Annotated in this window: 17 protein-coding genes; 9 read left to right on the top strand and 8 right to left on the bottom strand. The window is 71.4% G+C overall.

Annotated features, from left to right (window positions below):
• Positions 1-52: 52 nt before the first annotated feature.
• Positions 53-931: a phosphorothioated DNA-binding restriction endonuclease gene (locus OG417_RS44610; RefSeq protein WP_329242735.1), complete on the bottom strand. Its 879-nt coding sequence runs from the start codon at positions 929-931 to the stop codon at positions 53-55.
• A 101-nt stretch (positions 932-1,032) separates the two neighbouring features.
• On the opposite strand from OG417_RS44610, the gene OG417_RS44605 reads away from it, so the two are divergent.
• From OG417_RS44605 to OG417_RS44595, 3 genes are read left to right on the top strand one after another with little or no spacing between them, the layout of a single operon-like run.
• Positions 1,033-1,518, top strand: coding sequence for a MarR family winged helix-turn-helix transcriptional regulator (locus OG417_RS44605; RefSeq protein WP_329242732.1), 486 nt, complete (start codon positions 1,033-1,035; stop codon positions 1,516-1,518).
• A gap of 13 nt (positions 1,519-1,531) precedes the next feature.
• Positions 1,532-2,338, top strand: a complete 807-nt coding sequence (locus OG417_RS44600) for an ABC transporter ATP-binding protein (RefSeq protein WP_329242730.1) — start codon at positions 1,532-1,534, stop codon at positions 2,336-2,338.
• Complete coding sequence (locus tag OG417_RS44595; protein ID WP_329242727.1) at positions 2,295-3,122, top strand: ABC transporter permease; 828 nt, start codon at positions 2,295-2,297, stop codon at positions 3,120-3,122. The genes OG417_RS44600 and OG417_RS44595 overlap by 44 nt, the downstream gene beginning before the upstream one ends.
• Positions 3,123-3,192: 70 nt before the next feature.
• Here OG417_RS44595 and OG417_RS44590 read toward each other — a convergent pair whose 3' ends face one another.
• A complete protein-coding gene (locus OG417_RS44590) occupies positions 3,193-3,807 on the bottom strand; it encodes a LysE family translocator (RefSeq protein ID WP_329242723.1) in 615 nt (204 codons plus the stop codon).
• Between the two features lie 23 nt (positions 3,808-3,830).
• Here OG417_RS44590 and OG417_RS44585 point away from each other — a divergent pair, with 23 nt between their 5' ends.
• Positions 3,831-4,706: an AraC family transcriptional regulator gene (locus tag OG417_RS44585; protein WP_329242720.1), complete on the top strand. Its 876-nt coding sequence runs from the start codon at positions 3,831-3,833 to the stop codon at positions 4,704-4,706.
• Positions 4,707-4,762: 56 nt separating this feature from the next.
• Here OG417_RS44585 and OG417_RS44580 read toward each other — a convergent pair whose 3' ends face one another.
• Together OG417_RS44580 and OG417_RS44575 are read right to left on the bottom strand one after the other, a co-directional pair.
• Complete coding sequence (locus tag OG417_RS44580; protein ID WP_329242718.1) at positions 4,763-5,752, bottom strand: LacI family DNA-binding transcriptional regulator; 990 nt, start codon at positions 5,750-5,752, stop codon at positions 4,763-4,765.
• 108 nt (positions 5,753-5,860) lie between these two features.
• A complete protein-coding gene (locus OG417_RS44575; protein WP_329242712.1) occupies positions 5,861-6,271 on the bottom strand; it encodes a MarR family winged helix-turn-helix transcriptional regulator in 411 nt (136 codons plus the stop codon).
• Between the two features lie 134 nt (positions 6,272-6,405).
• Between OG417_RS44575 and OG417_RS44570 the strand changes: the two genes are divergently transcribed.
• The gene (locus tag OG417_RS44570; RefSeq protein ID WP_329242709.1) at positions 6,406-7,356 is read left to right on the top strand and encodes an NAD-dependent epimerase/dehydratase family protein; all 951 of its coding nucleotides are present in this window, start codon (positions 6,406-6,408) and stop codon (positions 7,354-7,356) included.
• Here OG417_RS44570 and tsaA read toward each other — a convergent pair.
• The gene (tsaA, locus tag OG417_RS44565) at positions 7,353-7,769 is read right to left on the bottom strand and encodes a tRNA (N6-threonylcarbamoyladenosine(37)-N6)-methyltransferase TrmO (protein WP_329242706.1); all 417 of its coding nucleotides are present in this window, start codon (positions 7,767-7,769) and stop codon (positions 7,353-7,355) included. The two genes, OG417_RS44570 and tsaA, sit on opposite strands and share 4 nt — an antisense overlap.
• 93 nt (positions 7,770-7,862) lie before the next feature.
• Positions 7,863-9,434: an MFS transporter gene (locus tag OG417_RS44560; RefSeq protein WP_329242703.1), complete on the bottom strand. Its 1,572-nt coding sequence runs from the start codon at positions 9,432-9,434 to the stop codon at positions 7,863-7,865.
• 134 nt (positions 9,435-9,568) lie between these two features.
• Between OG417_RS44560 and OG417_RS44555 the strand changes: the two genes are divergently transcribed.
• A complete protein-coding gene (locus tag OG417_RS44555; protein WP_329242700.1) occupies positions 9,569-10,540 on the top strand; it encodes an aldo/keto reductase in 972 nt (323 codons plus the stop codon).
• A 128-nt stretch (positions 10,541-10,668) separates the two neighbouring features.
• Here OG417_RS44555 and OG417_RS44550 read toward each other — a convergent pair whose 3' ends face one another.
• Entirely contained in the window at positions 10,669-11,994 is a 1,326-nt protein-coding gene (locus tag OG417_RS44550) for a S41 family peptidase (protein ID WP_329242697.1), read from the bottom strand.
• Positions 11,995-12,122: 128 nt separating this feature from the next.
• Positions 12,123-13,304 carry an epoxide hydrolase family protein gene (locus OG417_RS44545; RefSeq protein WP_329242694.1) on the bottom strand — a complete coding sequence of 394 codons (1,182 nt, stop codon included), beginning with the start codon at positions 13,302-13,304 and terminating at the stop codon, positions 12,123-12,125.
• Positions 13,305-13,493: 189 nt separating this feature from the next.
• Between OG417_RS44545 and OG417_RS44540 the strand changes: the two genes are divergently transcribed.
• The 3 genes from OG417_RS44540 to OG417_RS44530 all read left to right on the top strand — a co-directional run bounded on the left by OG417_RS44540 (position 13,494) and on the right by OG417_RS44530 (position 14,929).
• On the top strand, positions 13,494-14,045 hold the full coding sequence (locus tag OG417_RS44540) for a TetR/AcrR family transcriptional regulator (RefSeq protein ID WP_329242691.1): 552 nt from the start codon (positions 13,494-13,496) through the stop codon (positions 14,043-14,045).
• 120 nt (positions 14,046-14,165) lie between these two features.
• Positions 14,166-14,657 (top strand): DUF2975 domain-containing protein, encoded by a 492-nt coding sequence (locus OG417_RS44535; RefSeq protein WP_329242688.1) that lies wholly within the window; start codon positions 14,166-14,168, stop codon positions 14,655-14,657.
• The gene (locus OG417_RS44530; protein WP_329242685.1) at positions 14,657-14,929 is read left to right on the top strand and encodes a helix-turn-helix domain-containing protein; all 273 of its coding nucleotides are present in this window, start codon (positions 14,657-14,659) and stop codon (positions 14,927-14,929) included. Before OG417_RS44535 ends, OG417_RS44530 begins: the two co-directional genes overlap by 1 nt.
• Positions 14,930-14,979: the final 50 nt, after the last annotated feature.

The raw sequence follows: 14,979 nt of genomic DNA, 5'->3' as shown, positions 1-14,979 counted from the left end.
TTCTGGGTACGGGCACTCGTGCGATCGGCTCCGCGCCGCCCAAGGCGATACGTCAGGCGGCGGTTCGGGCGGGGGAGCGGAAGACCTCGCGCGTGTGCCAGGCGACGCGGTCATCGGCGACGCGGGGGAACGCCGGCTGCGGTCCGCCGATCTCGCGGCCGGACAGCTCGAGCACCTGCCCCTCCGCGCTCCGTCCACGGCCAACGTAACGGGTCGACACCGCGACCCGGTGATCGGCCGTCACGCCCAGCACCCCCTTGTCGAACAGCTTGTGGTGCAGCGCGCACAGGCAGATGCCGTTGGCGACGTCGTCCGGGCCGCCGAAGGCCCACCACTGGACGTGCGCCGCGTCCAGGCCCACCGCGCGGCCGTTCAGCCAGCCCTCGAAGCCGCAGAACGCACACTGGTACTCGTACGCGACCATCACGCGCTCGCGGAACTCCCGGTCGCGGCGGCGTACGGCGCGGCCGGTCTCCACCGACTCCAGGTCCAGGCCGACCTCGGCGCAGATGTCCTCGTGCAGCGACGGCTCGAAGTTGGCGTCCAGCAGCGCCCGGCCGAGCTGGGACAGCAACCGGTGGTCGCGCCGCAGGTCCCGTACCAGCGGCGGCGTCAGCCGGCCGCTCGCGGCCGAGTCGCGCAGCGCGCCCACGCGCGCGCCCGGGCTGCCGCCTCCGTCGGCGGTGCGTACCTCCCACAGACCGTCGCTGGTCAGGTGGTGGAACGGGTACGCCGGCGTGGTCGGTCGCGGAGGGCCGAACTCCCGCAGCAGGTGGCCGAGCCGCTCCTCGGCCGCGCTGTACGGGATCGGCTCGTCACCGTGCCGCTGGAAGTGGCCCAGCGCGTACAGCAGGAGGAGCGGCTTGTGCGGCGCGCGCTCCTGCCCGCGCGTCCAGCGGCGGATCCCGGTGACCCTCTCGACCCAGTCCACGACCGGCATCGTACGGGCCCGGCTCCGTACGAACCCGGCTTCGTACGCGCCTGCGAGGAGCTACCTATTAATTACCTCTTATTAAGAGGTATTCTGATTTGGTGACCGATGAGGGGGTACGCCTCGCCGCCGAGCTGATGTCCGTCAACACCGCGATGCGCCGGCTCGTACGGCGGCGGCTGCGGGAACAGGTGCCACCACGGCTGCGGCCGGCGCAGGTCGAGCTGTTGGTCGTCGTCGGCAACCATCCCGGCATCAGCGTCGCCGCCGCCGCGCGGGAGCTGCATCTCGCCGACAACTCGGTGAGCACCCTCGTCAACCAGTTGCTCGCGGCCGGGATGCTGCGCCGCGAGACCGATCCGGACGACCGGCGCGCCGTACGGCTCGAGCTCACGCCGGACGCGCGGCGGCACCTGACCGACTGGCGTGACCGCCGGGCCCGGATGGTCGGCGCGCGCATCGAGGAGCTGGCGGAGGAGGACCGGACGGCGATCGCCGCGGCCCTGCCCGCGCTCGGCCGCCTCCTCGCGAGCCTGCGGGAACACGCCGGGCCGGCCGAGGAGACCCCGACCCGAACGACCACCTGAGACGGGGGGACCCATGAGTGACGAGAGGTATGCGGTCGTCTGCCGGGGGCTGCGGCACGCGTTCGGCAGTGCCGTGGCGGTCGACGACGTCGACCTGGACGTCGTCGAAGGAGAGATCTTCGGGCTCCTCGGGCCGAACGGCGCCGGGAAGACGACGACGATCCGGCTGATCACCACCCTCCTCCCGGCCGGGGCCGGCATGGTCGAGGTCTTCGGCCTCGACGTGGCGCGTCACCGGATGGCCGTCCGCCGCACGATCGGCTACCTGCCGCAGCAGCTGTCCGCCGACGGGTCCCTGACCGGGCGCGAGAACGTCGAGCTGTTCGCCCGCCTCTTCGACGTGCCGCGGGGCGAGCGGAAGGAGCGCGTACGCGACGTGCTGGCCGCCGTGAAGCTGGAGGACGCGGCCGAGCGGCGCGCGCAGACCTACTCCGGCGGCATGATCCGCCGGCTGGAGCTCGCCCAGGCGCTGATCAGCTCCCCGCGGCTCCTCATCCTCGACGAACCGACGATCGGCCTGGACCCGGTGGCGCGCGACGGCGTGTGGGAGCGCATCCAGGAGGTACGCCGGGCGACCGGCATGACCGTGCTGGTCACCACGCACTACATGGACGAGGCCGACCAGTACTGCAACCGGATCGCGCTCATGCACCGCGGGCGGATCCGCGCCCTCGGCACCCCGGACGAGCTCAAGTCCGGCCTCGAACCGGGCGCCACGCTCGAGGAGGTGTTCCGCGCGTACACCGGCGACCAACTCGAAGAATCAGGAGACTTCCGTGACGCACGCCGCACCCGCCGCACCGCCAGCCGGCTCGGCTGACGTCCCGCCCGCCTGGACCACCTGGCGCCTCCTGCCGGCCCGGGTGGTGGCGATGTGCATCGTCGAGCTGCAGAAGATCCGCCACGACCGTACGGAGCTGTACACCCGGGCGATCCAGCCCGCCCTGTGGCTGCTGATCTTCGGTGAGACGTTCTCGCGCCTCCGGGCCATCCCGACCGGGAAGGTGCCCTACCTGGACTATCTGGCGCCGGGCATCCTCGCCCAGTCGACGCTGTTCATCGCGATCTTCTACGGCATCCAGATCATCTGGGACCGGGACGCCGGCGTCCTGGCCAAGCTCCTCGTCACCCCGACGCCGCGTGCCGCGCTGATCACGGGCAAGGCGTTCGCCGCGGGCACGAGGGCGCTCACCCAGGCCGTGGCCATCCTCGTGCTGTCGGCGATCCTCGGCGTGACGCTGACCTTGAACCCGCTGCGCTGGCTGGGCGTGGTCGTCATCGTGATGCTCGGCACGGCGTTCTTCTCCTGCCTGTCCATGACGATCGCCGGCCTGGCCATGTCCCGCGACCGCCTGATGGGCATCGGGCAGGCGATCACGATGCCGCTGTTCTTCGGCTCCAACGCCCTGTACCCGGTCGACCTGATGCCGACGTGGCTGCGGGTGATCAGCCACGTCAACCCGCTCAGCTACGAGGTCGACGCCCTCCGGCACCTGCTCATCGGCACGCCGGGCCACCTGCTCCTGGACTTCGGCGTCCTCGTGGTCGCCGCCGCGGTGGGCATCACGGCCGCCTCCGCACTGCTCGGCCGCCTGGTCCGCTGACAGGCCCTCCTCGGCCTGGCGTCGTCGGCGCCGGATCAGGACCGGCCGTGCCGCCCTCCGGCGGTGCGGATCAGCTGTGGGGCCAGACGAGGACGATGACGGACGCCGCCAGCAGGCCGGCCATCGTGCAGCGGAAGACGAGCCAGGTTCGCGGGGTGCGGAGGAAGCGTTGGAGCGCGGCACCGAACACCAGCCACGGCAGGCAACTGGGCAGTGCGGCCAGCATGAACAGAACCGCGAAGATGAGCGCCTGGTCCAGGGTGCCGCCGCCGTGCTGGTCGAGGAATGTGGCGTCGGCCGCAGCCGTGATCAGCCACCCTTTGGGGTTGGCCCACTGGAAGGCGGCCATGCTGAGGAACCCGGTGGAGGCGCCTGCGGCACCTTCGGCATGTTCGGCGGTCACGATCCCCCAGGCCATCCAGCAGAGCAGGGCGGCCCCGCCCCATTTGAGGGTCTCGAGGATCCACGGGTGGCCGAGGAGCAGGCTGCCGAGTCCCAGGGTGACGACGAACAGCATGGCACTCATCCCGGTCACCTGCCCGAGAAGACTCGTCATGCCCCGCCGTACGCCGGTCCTGGCGCCGGCGGCGGCCAGCAGCACGTTGCTGGGACCGGGAGTTCCGGCGGCAACCGCGGCGAATGTCACGAACGCGATCAGCCCGGCTGGAGTGAAAGAGGCTTGCATGGGGTCCTCCGTAAACTCCGGATATGGCGATCAGCGTGACGGACGCGCACGGCGGCGGTCTTGAACGTTCGTGGGGCCTGGGGGAGTGGGTGGAGACCAGCGGGCCGGTGGACGGCGTGGAGCTGTTTCGCGCTCGTCTGCGCGGCTCCCCGTTCAGCCGGCACCGGCACGATGTGTACGCCGTCGGCGTCACCGAGGCGGGGGTCCAGGCGTTCGAGTATCGGGGCACGGTCGAGCGCAGTCTTCCCGGACAGGTCTTCGTGCTGCATCCCGACGAGCCGCACGACGGCCGGGCCGAAGGGGCGGGCGTGTTCGGCTACCGGCAGATCTACGTCGCCCCGGCCCGGATCGCCGATGCCCTGTCGGCCGTCACCGGACGGCGGACGTCGCTGCCCTTCGCCGCTCCGGTGACCGACGACCCGGCCCTCACGCACGCGGTGCGAGCGGCGTTCGAGGGGACGACCGAGCCGCTGGCGCTCGACGCCGTGGTCCTCGAGCTCGCCGAGGGTCTGCTCCGGTGCAGCGCGGCCGGCCGCATCCGTGCGCTGCCCTGCCACCTCGACCTGCCCGCCATCGAGAGCGGCCGGGAGTTCCTGGAGAGCCGGTTGGCGGTCGTGCGGTCGAGCGAGCTGGAAGCGGTCACGGGTCTTGATCGCTATGAGTTCGCGCGTCAGTTCCGCGCCCTGTGCGGCACCAGCCCGTACCGATACTCGGTGATGCGCCGCCTCGACGTCGCCCGCAGGCGGCTGCGCGAGGGATGCGCCCTGGCGGAGACGGCCCTCGCGACCGGCTTCGCCGACCAGGCTCACTTCACCCGGGTGTTCAAGGCGGCGTGGGGTATGACACCTGGGCGCTACGCGAGGATCAGCGGCTCGGCCCGGCACCCTCGTTCACTGTGAGCGGTGTGTGAGGGGCCCTCACAACCGCGAGCCGCGACCCTCGCGCCCGCACCGGCTCAGGTCGACTCGCGGATGATCAGTTCGGTGGGGAGGATGACCGGGGCGGATGGGGGGTCGGTGCTCAGCAGCGTCCGTACGATGCAGGCCGCGACTTCGGTGACCGGCTGGCGGACGGTGGTGAGCGGCGGCTCGCTGAACCCCGCGAGGGCGATGTCGTCGAAGCCGGCCACCGCCACGTCGTCCGGCACCCGGCGGCCGGCGGCGCGCAGCGTGCCGAGTGCGCCGACCGCCATCAGGTCCGAGGCGGCGAACACCGCGTCGATCTCGGGCTCGTCGGCCAGCAGCCGCCGCATCGCGGTCGCGCCCGACTCGCGGGTGAAGTCGCCCGTCGCCACGATCGGTCTCCGGCCGGCGGCCGCCATGGCCTCGCGGTAGCCGCCGAGCCGGTCCTGTGCTGCGGTCATGTCCGGCGGCCCGGAGATGGTGGCGATGCGCCGGCGGCCACGGGAGATCAGGTGTTCGACGGCGGCGCGGGCACCCCCGCGGTTGTCGCAGTCGCAGTACGGCACCGGCAGCGAGGCGACGGGGCGGCCGTGGGAGACCATCGGCACCCGTGAGCGGCTGAGCGAGGCCGGCAGCGGCTCGGCGCCGTGCATGGACAGCAGGATCACGCCGTCGACATGGCCGCCCGCGACGTAGCGTTCGACCCGCGCGTGCCCGGCCGCCGAGGAGGCCAGCATGAGGATGACCTGCCGGTCGGCGGCCTCCAGCTCCTGGCTCACCGCCCGGATGACCGCGGAGAAGAACGGGTCGTCGGAGAAGACCCGCGACGGCGGCTCGGAGACGACGAGGGCGATGGAGTCGGTGCGCCGGGTGACCAGGCTGCGGGCCGCGGAGTTCGGGATGTAGCCGAGCTCCTCGACCGCGCGCATCACCGCGGTCCGCAGGTGCGGCTTGACGTTCGCGGCGCCGTTGACGACGCGCGACACCGTCGCCCGGGACACGCCGGCCCGCGCCGCCACCGCCTCCAGCGTGGGTCGCCTCATCTGGCTCCGCCCTGTCGAGAAGTCGTGTCGAGTCGACCCTACGAGACGCCGTCTCCCAGCGGCTGTCGTCCGACGACCATGCCGACACCGTACGGCGGCGGACGGCGGTCAGGACAGCCGCTCGACGATCTTCGTGAGCGCACTGTGCAGGTGGCGGCGCTCGTCGTCGGTGAGCGTCGCGGTGGCCCGCTCCATGAGGCGCCGCCGCTCCTCCTCGACGGGCTCGCGCGCGGCCCGGCCGCGTTCGGTGAGGTGGAGCCGTACGAGCCGGCCGTCATCGGGGTCCCGGACGCGCGTGAGCAGACCGGCCTCCTCCATGCGGGTGGCGGTGTTGACCACCGTCGGCGTGGTGAGGTGCACGCGGGCGGCCACCTCGCCGGGGGTCAGCCCGTCACGCTCCCAGAGCGCCGCGAGCACGCGGTTCTGTCCGACGCGGACGCCGTGCCGGCTCATCGCCTCGTCGGCGGCGGTGTGGATGAGCTTGTTCGCCCGGACGAACAGGTAGAGCAGATCGTCCACGCCGTCTCCCGTTCCTCCGCCCGCTCGATCACCGGCGACCCGACACTACACGCGGCCGGGTCGTTTGCATGCTAGCGACCGTCTCCTCTAGGCTGACGCCTCATTAGCAAGCTAGCGAACTCAAGGGCGGCGAAATGATCCTCATCACCGGCGGGCTCGGCTTCATCGGCTCCCACGTCGCGCGGGCCCTTCTCGATCTCGGCGAGACGTGTGTGGTCACGCGGCACCGCACGGCGCGGCTCCCGGAGTTCCTCGCCGACGAGGCCGGCGGGCGGCTCCTGGTCGAGCCGCTGGACGTCACCGACGAAGACGCGTTCCTCGCGCTGGGCAAGCGGCACGCCGTCACCGGCATCGTGCATCTCGCCGCCGCCGGGCTCGGCGGCCGAGCGCTGGATGCTTTGGCCCAGAGCACTCAGGGGCTGTTCAACGTGCTGCGCGCGGCCGAGGCCTGGGAGGTGCCGCGGGTCGGGATCGCCAGCACCATCGGCGTGTACGGGGGAGTGCCCGGCGACCGACTGCGCGAGGACGCCCCGCTGTCGACGGCCAGTCCCCACACGATCCCCGCGGCGAAGAAGGCCATGGAGATCCTGGCCCTGCGGGCGGCGGTCGAGGCCGGGTTCGCCGTGGTGAACTTCCGGATCGGGGCGATCTGGGGCCCGCTCGGGCGCGCCGCGTCCCCCTTCTTCGCCGCGCCGCGCCTGGTCCACGCCGCCGTGAACGGCGAGGACCCGGCCTTCCCGCCGGAGCGCACGCCGTACGCCGAGGACGGCATCGACATGTGCTACGCCAAGGACTGCGGCCGGGCCATCGCGCTGCTGCAGACCGCCGCCACGCTGCGCCACGACACCTACAACGTCGGCAACGGGTACGCCACGACGAACGCCGAGGTCGCCCGCGCCATCAGGGCGGTCGTCCCGGACGCGCGCCTGGACCTGCCCGCCGGCCACGACCCCGCCGGACCGGGCACGACCGTCCGCCTCGACACCACGAGGATCCGTGAGGACACCGGCTACCGGCCCCGCTACGACCTCGAACGCGCGGTGGCCGACTACGTCGCCTGGCTGCGCGCCGGCCGTGAGCGCTAGCGTTCGGCGATCGGGCCCAGCACCGGTTTGACGTCGACGATCGGGGTGCCGTCGAGGGCCTCCATGCCGCGTACGCGCACGCGGGTGCCCTCGACGGCGACGATGGTCACCCGGTGCAGGCCGATCGGGTTCGGGCGGCTCGGCGAACGCGTGCTGAACACCCCCGTCGCGGGGCGTGCCGTGTCGCCGCGCGGGTGGACCACCAGCACGTCGCGGCGCGCGCGGTCGAGCCAGGTCAGCACGAGCACGTCCGTGCCGGACCGCAGGTCGCGCAGGCCCTCGGCCACCTCCGGGGTGAACACCAGCCACGACTCGGGTGTGCCCTCGTCGCCCTGACGCGGCGCCTCGGCCAGGTCCACGAGGGGCGACTCGACACATCCGATCGGCTCCACGGCGAACGTCCCGTCGGTCACGGCGGTCTCCCTTCACGATCAGCGGTGATCATCGTACGACTCCGGTCAACGGCGGGGAGGGCCACCGAGGCGGCGGGCCTCCCGGAGGAACGGTCACCGGATCGCCGCCGGCGCTTCCGGAAGCGGGTCGGCCTCCTCGAGGTGCTCGGGGATCACCTTCGGCACCCGGCGGAGGGCGAACAGCGCGGCCAGGCCGGTCAGCGCGGCGAGCCCGGCGCTGCAGAAGACCGCGGCGTGCATCCCGTCGACGAACGCGTGCCGTGCGGCGGTGGTGACCTCGGCTCCGAGCCGCCCGGGCAGGGCCGCGGCGACCTCCACGGCGGAACCGATCGAGTCGCGGATGCCCCGGCCGGCGCCCGCCGGCAGGCCCGCGGGCAGGTCGAGGTGGGTCCGGTACGCGGCGGTCAGGACGCTGCCGAGCACGGCCATGCCCAGCGCGCCGCCCAGCTCGGTGGCGGTCTCGGAGATCGCCGAGGCGGCTCCCGCCCGGTCCTTCGGCACCGAGGCCAGGATCGTGTCGCTGGTGACGGTCAGGGCCACGCCGATGCCCAGAGCACACGGGATCATCGCCGCCAGCAGCGCCCCGTAGTTCGACTCGGTGCCGCTCAGGGCGTACAGCGCGAACCCGACCGCGGACACCGTCAGGCCGACCGCGACGGTACGGGCGCGTCCCATGAGACGGATCAGCGGAGCGGCCAGCGCCGCGCCGCCGACGGCCGCGGCGACGCCGCCGGGCAGCCCGGCGAGCCCGGCCTGCAGCGGCGACCAGTGCAGGACGAGCTGGAAGTACTGGGAGAACACCAGCGACTGCGCGACCAGCGCGAACATCGCGAACAGGTTCGCGCCGACCGAGCCGGAGAAGGCCGCCTGGCGGAACAGCGCGACGTCGATCAGCGGCTCGGACAGCCGCGCCTGCCGCCGGACGAACGCCGCGAGGCCGGCGACGCCGATCAGGAGGCCGGCGCCGACCCTGGCGTGGAACAGGCCGATGTGCCCGGCCTCGGTGATGGCGTAGACGACACCCAGGACGCCGGCGATCGACAGCGGCACGCTCGGCACGTCGAGGCGGCCGGGCCGGGGGTTGCGCGACTCGGGCAGGACGAACAGCCCGGCGAGGAGCACGACCGCCATGATCGGCACGTTGATCAGGAACACCGAGCCCCACCAGAAGTGGTCCAGCAGCGCGCCGCCCATGATCGGACCGAGCCCGACCCCGAGCGCGCCGACGCCGCTGGCGATCCCGACCGCCGCCGTGCGCTCCTTGGCGTCGGTGAAGACGTTGCGGGTGATCGACAGCGTGGAGGGCATGATCGTGGCGCCCGCGACGCCGAGGAGGGCACGCGCGGCGATCAGCATCGTGGCGCTGGTGGCGTACGCGGTGACGACCGAGGTCGCCGCGAACGCCGTGGTGCCGATGAGCAGCAGCTTCTTGCGGCCGATCCGGTCGCCGATCCCGCCCATCGGGACGAGCAGCCCGGCGAGCGCGAAGCCGTACACGTCGGCGATCCACAGGATCTGGGTGCCGGACGGGCGCAGGTCGCCGATCAGGTTGGGGATGGCCAGGTGGAGAGCGGTCAGGTCGACGGACAGGACCAGAACGGCGAGGCAGCAGAGGGAGAGCGTGGCCCACTTGCGGCCGGTCCCGACGGACGTGGAGGAGTTCATGCCCCCGAGCGTCGCCGCGCCCGCTGACCGTCCACGCACCGTCCGCTGACCGGCGCGCGCCGCTCACTGACCGCCCGGTGTCCGGATGCGCGCCCTCGGGCGGCCACGGTGCGTGACGGCGAGAGACTGGATCCATGGATTACGTGAAGCTGGGTTCGACCGGTCTCGACGTCTCGCGGATCTGCGTGGGGTGCATGAGCTTCGGCGAGCCCGACCGGGGCAACCATTCGTGGACGCTCGGTGAGGATCAGGCCGCCCCGCTCATCCGGCAGGCGGTCGAGGCCGGCGTCAACTTCTTCGACACCGCCAACGTCTACTCCGACGGCAGCAGCGAGGAGATCACCGGCCGGGCCCTGGCCCGGTACGCCCGCCGCGACGAGGTCGTGATCGCGACCAAGGTGCACGGCCGGATGCACGCGGGCCCGAACGGCGCGGGCCTGTCGCGCAAGGCGATCATGAGCGAGATCGATGCCAGCCTGCGCCGGCTGGGCACCGACTACGTCGACCTGTACCAGATCCACCGCTGGGACCACCACACCCCGATCGAGGAGACCCTCGAGGCGCTGCACGACGTGGTCAAGGCCGGCAAGGCGCGCTACATCGGCGCGTCCTCGATGTACGCCTGGCAGTTCTCCAAGGCCCTCTACACCTCACGGCTGAACGGCTGGACGCGGTTCGCCACGATGCAGAACCACTACAACCTTCTGCACCGCGAGGAGGAGCGGGAGATGCTGCCGCTCTGCCTGGACCAGGGGATCGGCGTGATCCCGTGGAGCCCGCTCGCTCGCGGCCGTCTCGCCCGCGACTGGGACGCCACGACCGCGCGCGCCGAGACCGACGAGTTCGGCAAGACCCTGTACCAGGAGAGCGACCGGGAGATCGTGGACGCGGTCGCGCAGGTCGCCGAGGCACGCGGCGTGACGCGCGCCGCCGTCGCCCTCGCGTGGGTCCTGCGCCACCCGGCGGTGTCCGCGCCCATCGTCGGCATGGGCAGGCCGCAGCACCTGGAGGACGCGATCGCCGCGCTGTCGGTCGAGCTGACCGACGACGAGGTGGCCGCGCTGGAGAAGCACTACTCTCCGCGCCCGGTCGCCGGCTTCCGCTGACGGACACCCCCGGCGCCCCGCACGGGCGCCGGGGGCGTGGCGCCATCCGGAGCCGGGCGGCGTGCCGGGGCGCGGGCGATCGCGGCGAGCCGCCGGCGGCGTAACCCTCGCCCCCGGCGCGGGTCCGGTCAGCGGCTCAGGAACTCCATCGCGCGGTCGAAGGCGGAGTCGCGGTCGCGGGCGAACTCCTCATCGGTGAAGACCGGCACGCGGACGTCCGGCGGGATGCCCACGCCGTCGAACGTGCGGCCCGTGCGGGTGAGGAACTCCTCGTTCGGCAGGCCGAAGACCAGGCCGTCCGGGAGCGAGCGTTCCATGACGTCGGAGAAGACGCCCTGGGTGTTCTCGCCGATGCGCACCGGCGCCGGCGTCCGGTCCATGAGGGCCTGGATGAACGTCTCTCCGGCGCTGAAGGTCGAACCGCCGGTCAGGATCGCCACCGGCCCGCGGTAGGGATGCGCGTGCGGCCGTACCTCGATGGGCTGCGGCGTGGTGAACCGCGCCGGGTCCCGCGGGTCGTTCCGGGCACGCTTGGCGTACGCGAGGTAGGGGCGGCCGGTGAGCCGGGAGGCGACCTGGAGGCCCAGCGAGTCCGAACCCCCGCCGTTGATCCGGACGTCGATGACGAGCCCGCGCAGCGCGCCGGCGCGGCGCGGCGTGAAGACGGCGTCGAGGGCACGCGCCAGCTCGGCGGCGTTGGAGGTCTGGTCGTCGGCGTCCGTGTAGCCGCCGAAACCGGATATCCGCAGGTAGCCGCGGTCGCCGGGGAGGTCGGCATAGCTGACGCGGCCTTGGGCGTACTCCGTGAGCGTGCCGTGCAGATCGCGGCGCTCGACGTACGTCTTCACGCGCTGGTCGTACGCGGGGGAGGGCAGGGTCGTGCCCGGGCGCAGATGCGGCACGGGCGGACCGCCGGTGCTCACCCAGGTGTGCGCGTCGTTCAGCGGCGCGATCATCTCGTTGAAGATCTCGGCGAGGCGCGAGGTGGTCGTGGCCGGGGTCACGAGCGGGCGGTACCGATGGCGGACCTGCTGCCGGTCGACGCCCCTGGCGGCGAAGAACGGGTAGTTCTCGGCGAAGGTCTGCCAGAAGACGTCGAAGCTCGTCAGCGGGTCCCGCGCCGGCGTGCGACCGCAGGAGGCGGGGAGCGCGGGCATCCGCCGCAGCAGGCGCACGCCGGGGGAGCCCGCGAAGCGCATCCGCCCCGGCCGGACCGTGAGGGTGTCACCGTCGTCAGTGATGTACGTACCGTCCTCGCCGGTACGGTCGGCGGTGAATCCCGGCAGGCAACTGATCGCCGTGGTCTCATAACTGCGCAGGTGACCGTGGTCGAGGGCGATCACCGTGCCGTAGCCGTCGGTACGCCAGATCCCGTCGACGGGCGACGCGGCGACGGCCGTGCCCGGGATCAGCGCCAGCGCGACGGCCACCGCGAGGGCTCCGTGGGTCCTCATGTCCTCTCCTCCGCTCGATGGGGACGGGGGAGAAGCTAATGACCGGGCGGCCGGTGCCTCATCGTCCTGCGGAGCCGACCGCGGCGTACCTCCCAGGTAGCACATGACCGGTGAACGCCCGGGAGGGTTCACGAAGTCAGGCCAGGTGGGTCCTCATGGTGCGCACGGAGCGGGCGGAAGAACTCGCGTATCTCCCTGGCGAGGAGTTCCGGGTCCTCCATGGCGCCGAAGTGTCCTCCGCGGGGCATCTGCGTCCAGCGGGTCACGTTGAAGACGCGCTCCAGCCAGGCACGAGGTGGAATCAGGTCCTGCGGAAACGCGGCTATCCCCAGCGGCGGCAAGACGCGTTCGCCGGGCGCAAAATGATTCGGGCGGAGACGATTCTCGCGGTAGAACCGCATGGCCGAGCCGATGGTGCCGGTGAACCAATAGATCGAGATGTTGGTGAGGATGGCATCCAAGGTGAACACGCGCTCCACATCGCCGCCGCAATCGCTCCAGGCGCGCATTTTCTCGACGATCCATGCCGCCAAGCCCGCCGGTGAATCAGTCAACCCGTACGCAGGGGTCTGCGGTTTCGTCGACTGGAGGCGGTGGTATGCACCTTCCGCATCGAACCAAGCCGAGATGTCGCCGAGGAACTCCTCTTCGGCCGCCGTCAGGCTCGGCTCTCCATCGCCCACGGGCGGCCGGAAGAGCCCGGGAACGAAATTGAGGTGCAGCCCCGACACGTGATCGGGGAAGCGGGATGCGAGCCATATGGAGACAGCCGCACCCCAGTCGCCGGCATGCAGGCCGAAGCGCTCGTAACCGAGGCCTGTCATCAGCTTCATCCACATTTCGGCCACATGTTCGGGGCCGAAGCCCGGCCGGGCCGGCCGTTGCGAGAACCCGTAGCCCGGAAGCGAGGGAACCACGACATCGAACGCGTCGGCCGGGTCCGCGTCGTGGCCACCGGGGTCGGCGAGGAGCGGGATGATCTGCTCCATGTCGAAACCAGAGCCCGGAAAGCCGTGCGTGATCACCAACGGCAAGGGGTCGGGGCCTGTTCCGCGTTGGTGAACGAAGTGAACCCCGACCCCGTCGAGTTCCGCGCTGAACTGCGGCAACGCATTCAGCCTGGCCTCCTGCGCCCGCCAGTCGAAATCCGTCCGCCAGTGTTCCGTCAGGCGCTGCAGAAATGCGAGGTCGGTTCCGTCATCCCAGTCCATGCCCGGTATGGCGTCGGGCCAGCGAGTGTGCTGCAACCGGCGATCCAGATCTTCTAGCTGGTCGTCACCAATGGTGATCGTGAACGGCTTTACGTGCATGTGAGTACTCCGATTCCTGATTCATCGGCATCGCATGGTGAACCATTCGGGAAGCGGCACCCTCGATGGCGGCGCGGCCCCCGGCTAGACTTTCGGACTATGAGTCCATCGGAGCCTAACATAGTTTCGGACCGACAGTCCAAAATCTCTGGCCGGCGTCAGGGCCGGCCGCCGGCGTCTCGCGAGGACATGCTCGCCGCCGCGGACGCGCTTTTCGCGGACGCCGATGCGCCCCAGACGGTGTCGATGGACGCCATCGCTGCGGCGGCCGGTGTGGGCAAGGGGACGTTGTTCCGGGCGTTCGGCGACCGTGACGGGCTTCTCGATTCACTGGCCGCCGCGAAGTTCCTGCCGCTTCGAACGGCCGTGGAGTCCGGCCCGGGGCCGCTCGGGCCGGACACTCCGGCGCCCGACCGGATCGTCGCGTTCCTGGACGCGGTGCTCACGTTCAAGCTGGAGAACCACAACCTCATGCGCGCCCGCGAGGTGGCCACCACCGGGAACCTGCAGTCGGAGCGCTACCGCTGGATGCACGGACTCCTGCAGCGCCTGATCCAGGACGCCGCGACCGGGTGCACCGCAAATGACGCCGGATACGTCGCGCACGCGCTGCTCGCAACGTTGCACATCGACCTCATCGACGAGTTGCTCACCACCGGGCGTTCGGTCGAGGACGTGCGCCGCGCACAAGCGGCACAGGCGCTCGCCGCTCTCGGCGGAGCGGCACGGTCCGGGCGGTGATTCCCCGTCCCGGTCGACCGGCGCGACGCGAAGGAGCAGTGCTGATGTATTCCGGTGACACCTTCCCTCACCTATCGAAATTCGATAGATTTTGATCGTAAGTCGATCGAAGGGGGAGTGATGGGAGAGCTGACGGTCCGTGCACTGCGCGTCGTGCTCGTCGGAGTGCTCGCCAGCACCGTGTTCGTACAGGCGGTGCTGCTGTGGGCGTTGGTCAGCGGGAACGACCCGGAGGACGGGTCGTTCCCGCTGACCCCGGTCCGGGTGATCGTGTTGCTGGGCGTCGTGTCGGCCCAGGTCGTCGTGGCCTGTGTGTGGCGGCTGGTGACGATGGTGCGACGCGGAACCGTGTTCTCCCATGCCGCGTTCCGCTACGTCGACGTCATGATCGGGGCGATCGTGGCGGCCGCCCTCTTGTGGTTCGCGCTCACGGCCGTGCTGGCGCCGGAGCATTCGGATAACCCAGGCATAACTGTCATCATGGGCGGGATCGGCATGGCAGTCCTGGGAGGCGCGCTCATCGTGCTCGTACTGCGGATGCTGCTCGCCCAGGCCGTCGCGCGCGACGTCGAAGCGACGCAGATGCAGGCCGAGCTCGACGAGGTGATCTGATGCCGATCATCGTCGACATCGACGTGATGCTGGCCAAGCGGAAGCTGTCCGTGGGCGAGCTCGCGGACCGCGTCGGGATCACCCCCGCCAACCTGGCGGTACTCAAGAACGGCCGCGCCAAGGCGGTGCGCTTCACGACACTCGCCGCGCTCTGTGAGGCGCTCGAGTGCCAGCCGGGAGACCTGCTGCGCTTCGAGGCCGACGACACCGCGAACGAAAGACCTCGGCCGTCGGCAACCGTGGCGAAGGCCGGAGCGGAAGACCGACCCTAGACGCGTGAGCTCAAGGGAGCCGGCCGGACGGTAGTGACCATCAACAGTGA

The organism is Actinoallomurus sp. NBC_01490, assembly GCF_036227085.1.
GTDB lineage: Bacteria > Actinomycetota > Actinomycetes > Streptosporangiales > Streptosporangiaceae > Actinoallomurus > Actinoallomurus oryzae.
The sequence above is the reverse complement of the archived record's forward strand: the minus strand, read 5'-3'. Positions and strand labels throughout refer to the sequence as shown.

What these genes read in the sequence shown, in the direction of transcription:
- OG417_RS44580 (WP_329242718.1), bottom strand. Translation starts at nt 5,752, where the DNA reads ATGAGGCGACCCACGCTGGAGGCGGTGGCGGCGCGGGCCGGCGTGTCC.
- OG417_RS44600 (WP_329242730.1), top strand. Translation starts at nt 1,532, where the DNA reads ATGAGTGACGAGAGGTATGCGGTCGTCTGCCGGGGGCTGCGGCACGCG.
- OG417_RS44550 (WP_329242697.1), bottom strand. Translation starts at nt 11,994, where the DNA reads ATGAGGACCCACGGAGCCCTCGCGGTGGCCGTCGCGCTGGCGCTGATC.
- OG417_RS44535 (WP_329242688.1), top strand. Translation starts at nt 14,166, where the DNA reads ATGGGAGAGCTGACGGTCCGTGCACTGCGCGTCGTGCTCGTCGGAGTG.
- OG417_RS44570 (WP_329242709.1), top strand. Translation starts at nt 6,406, where the DNA reads ATGATCCTCATCACCGGCGGGCTCGGCTTCATCGGCTCCCACGTCGCG.
- OG417_RS44585 (WP_329242720.1), top strand. Translation starts at nt 3,831, where the DNA reads ATGGCGATCAGCGTGACGGACGCGCACGGCGGCGGTCTTGAACGTTCG.
- OG417_RS44530 (WP_329242685.1), top strand. Translation starts at nt 14,657, where the DNA reads ATGCCGATCATCGTCGACATCGACGTGATGCTGGCCAAGCGGAAGCTG.
- OG417_RS44545 (WP_329242694.1), bottom strand. Translation starts at nt 13,304, where the DNA reads ATGCACGTAAAGCCGTTCACGATCACCATTGGTGACGACCAGCTAGAA.
- OG417_RS44555 (WP_329242700.1), top strand. Translation starts at nt 9,569, where the DNA reads ATGGATTACGTGAAGCTGGGTTCGACCGGTCTCGACGTCTCGCGGATC.
- OG417_RS44540 (WP_329242691.1), top strand. Translation starts at nt 13,494, where the DNA reads ATGCTCGCCGCCGCGGACGCGCTTTTCGCGGACGCCGATGCGCCCCAG.
- OG417_RS44590 (WP_329242723.1), bottom strand. Translation starts at nt 3,807, where the DNA reads ATGCAAGCCTCTTTCACTCCAGCCGGGCTGATCGCGTTCGTGACATTC.
- OG417_RS44560 (WP_329242703.1), bottom strand. Translation starts at nt 9,434, where the DNA reads ATGAACTCCTCCACGTCCGTCGGGACCGGCCGCAAGTGGGCCACGCTC.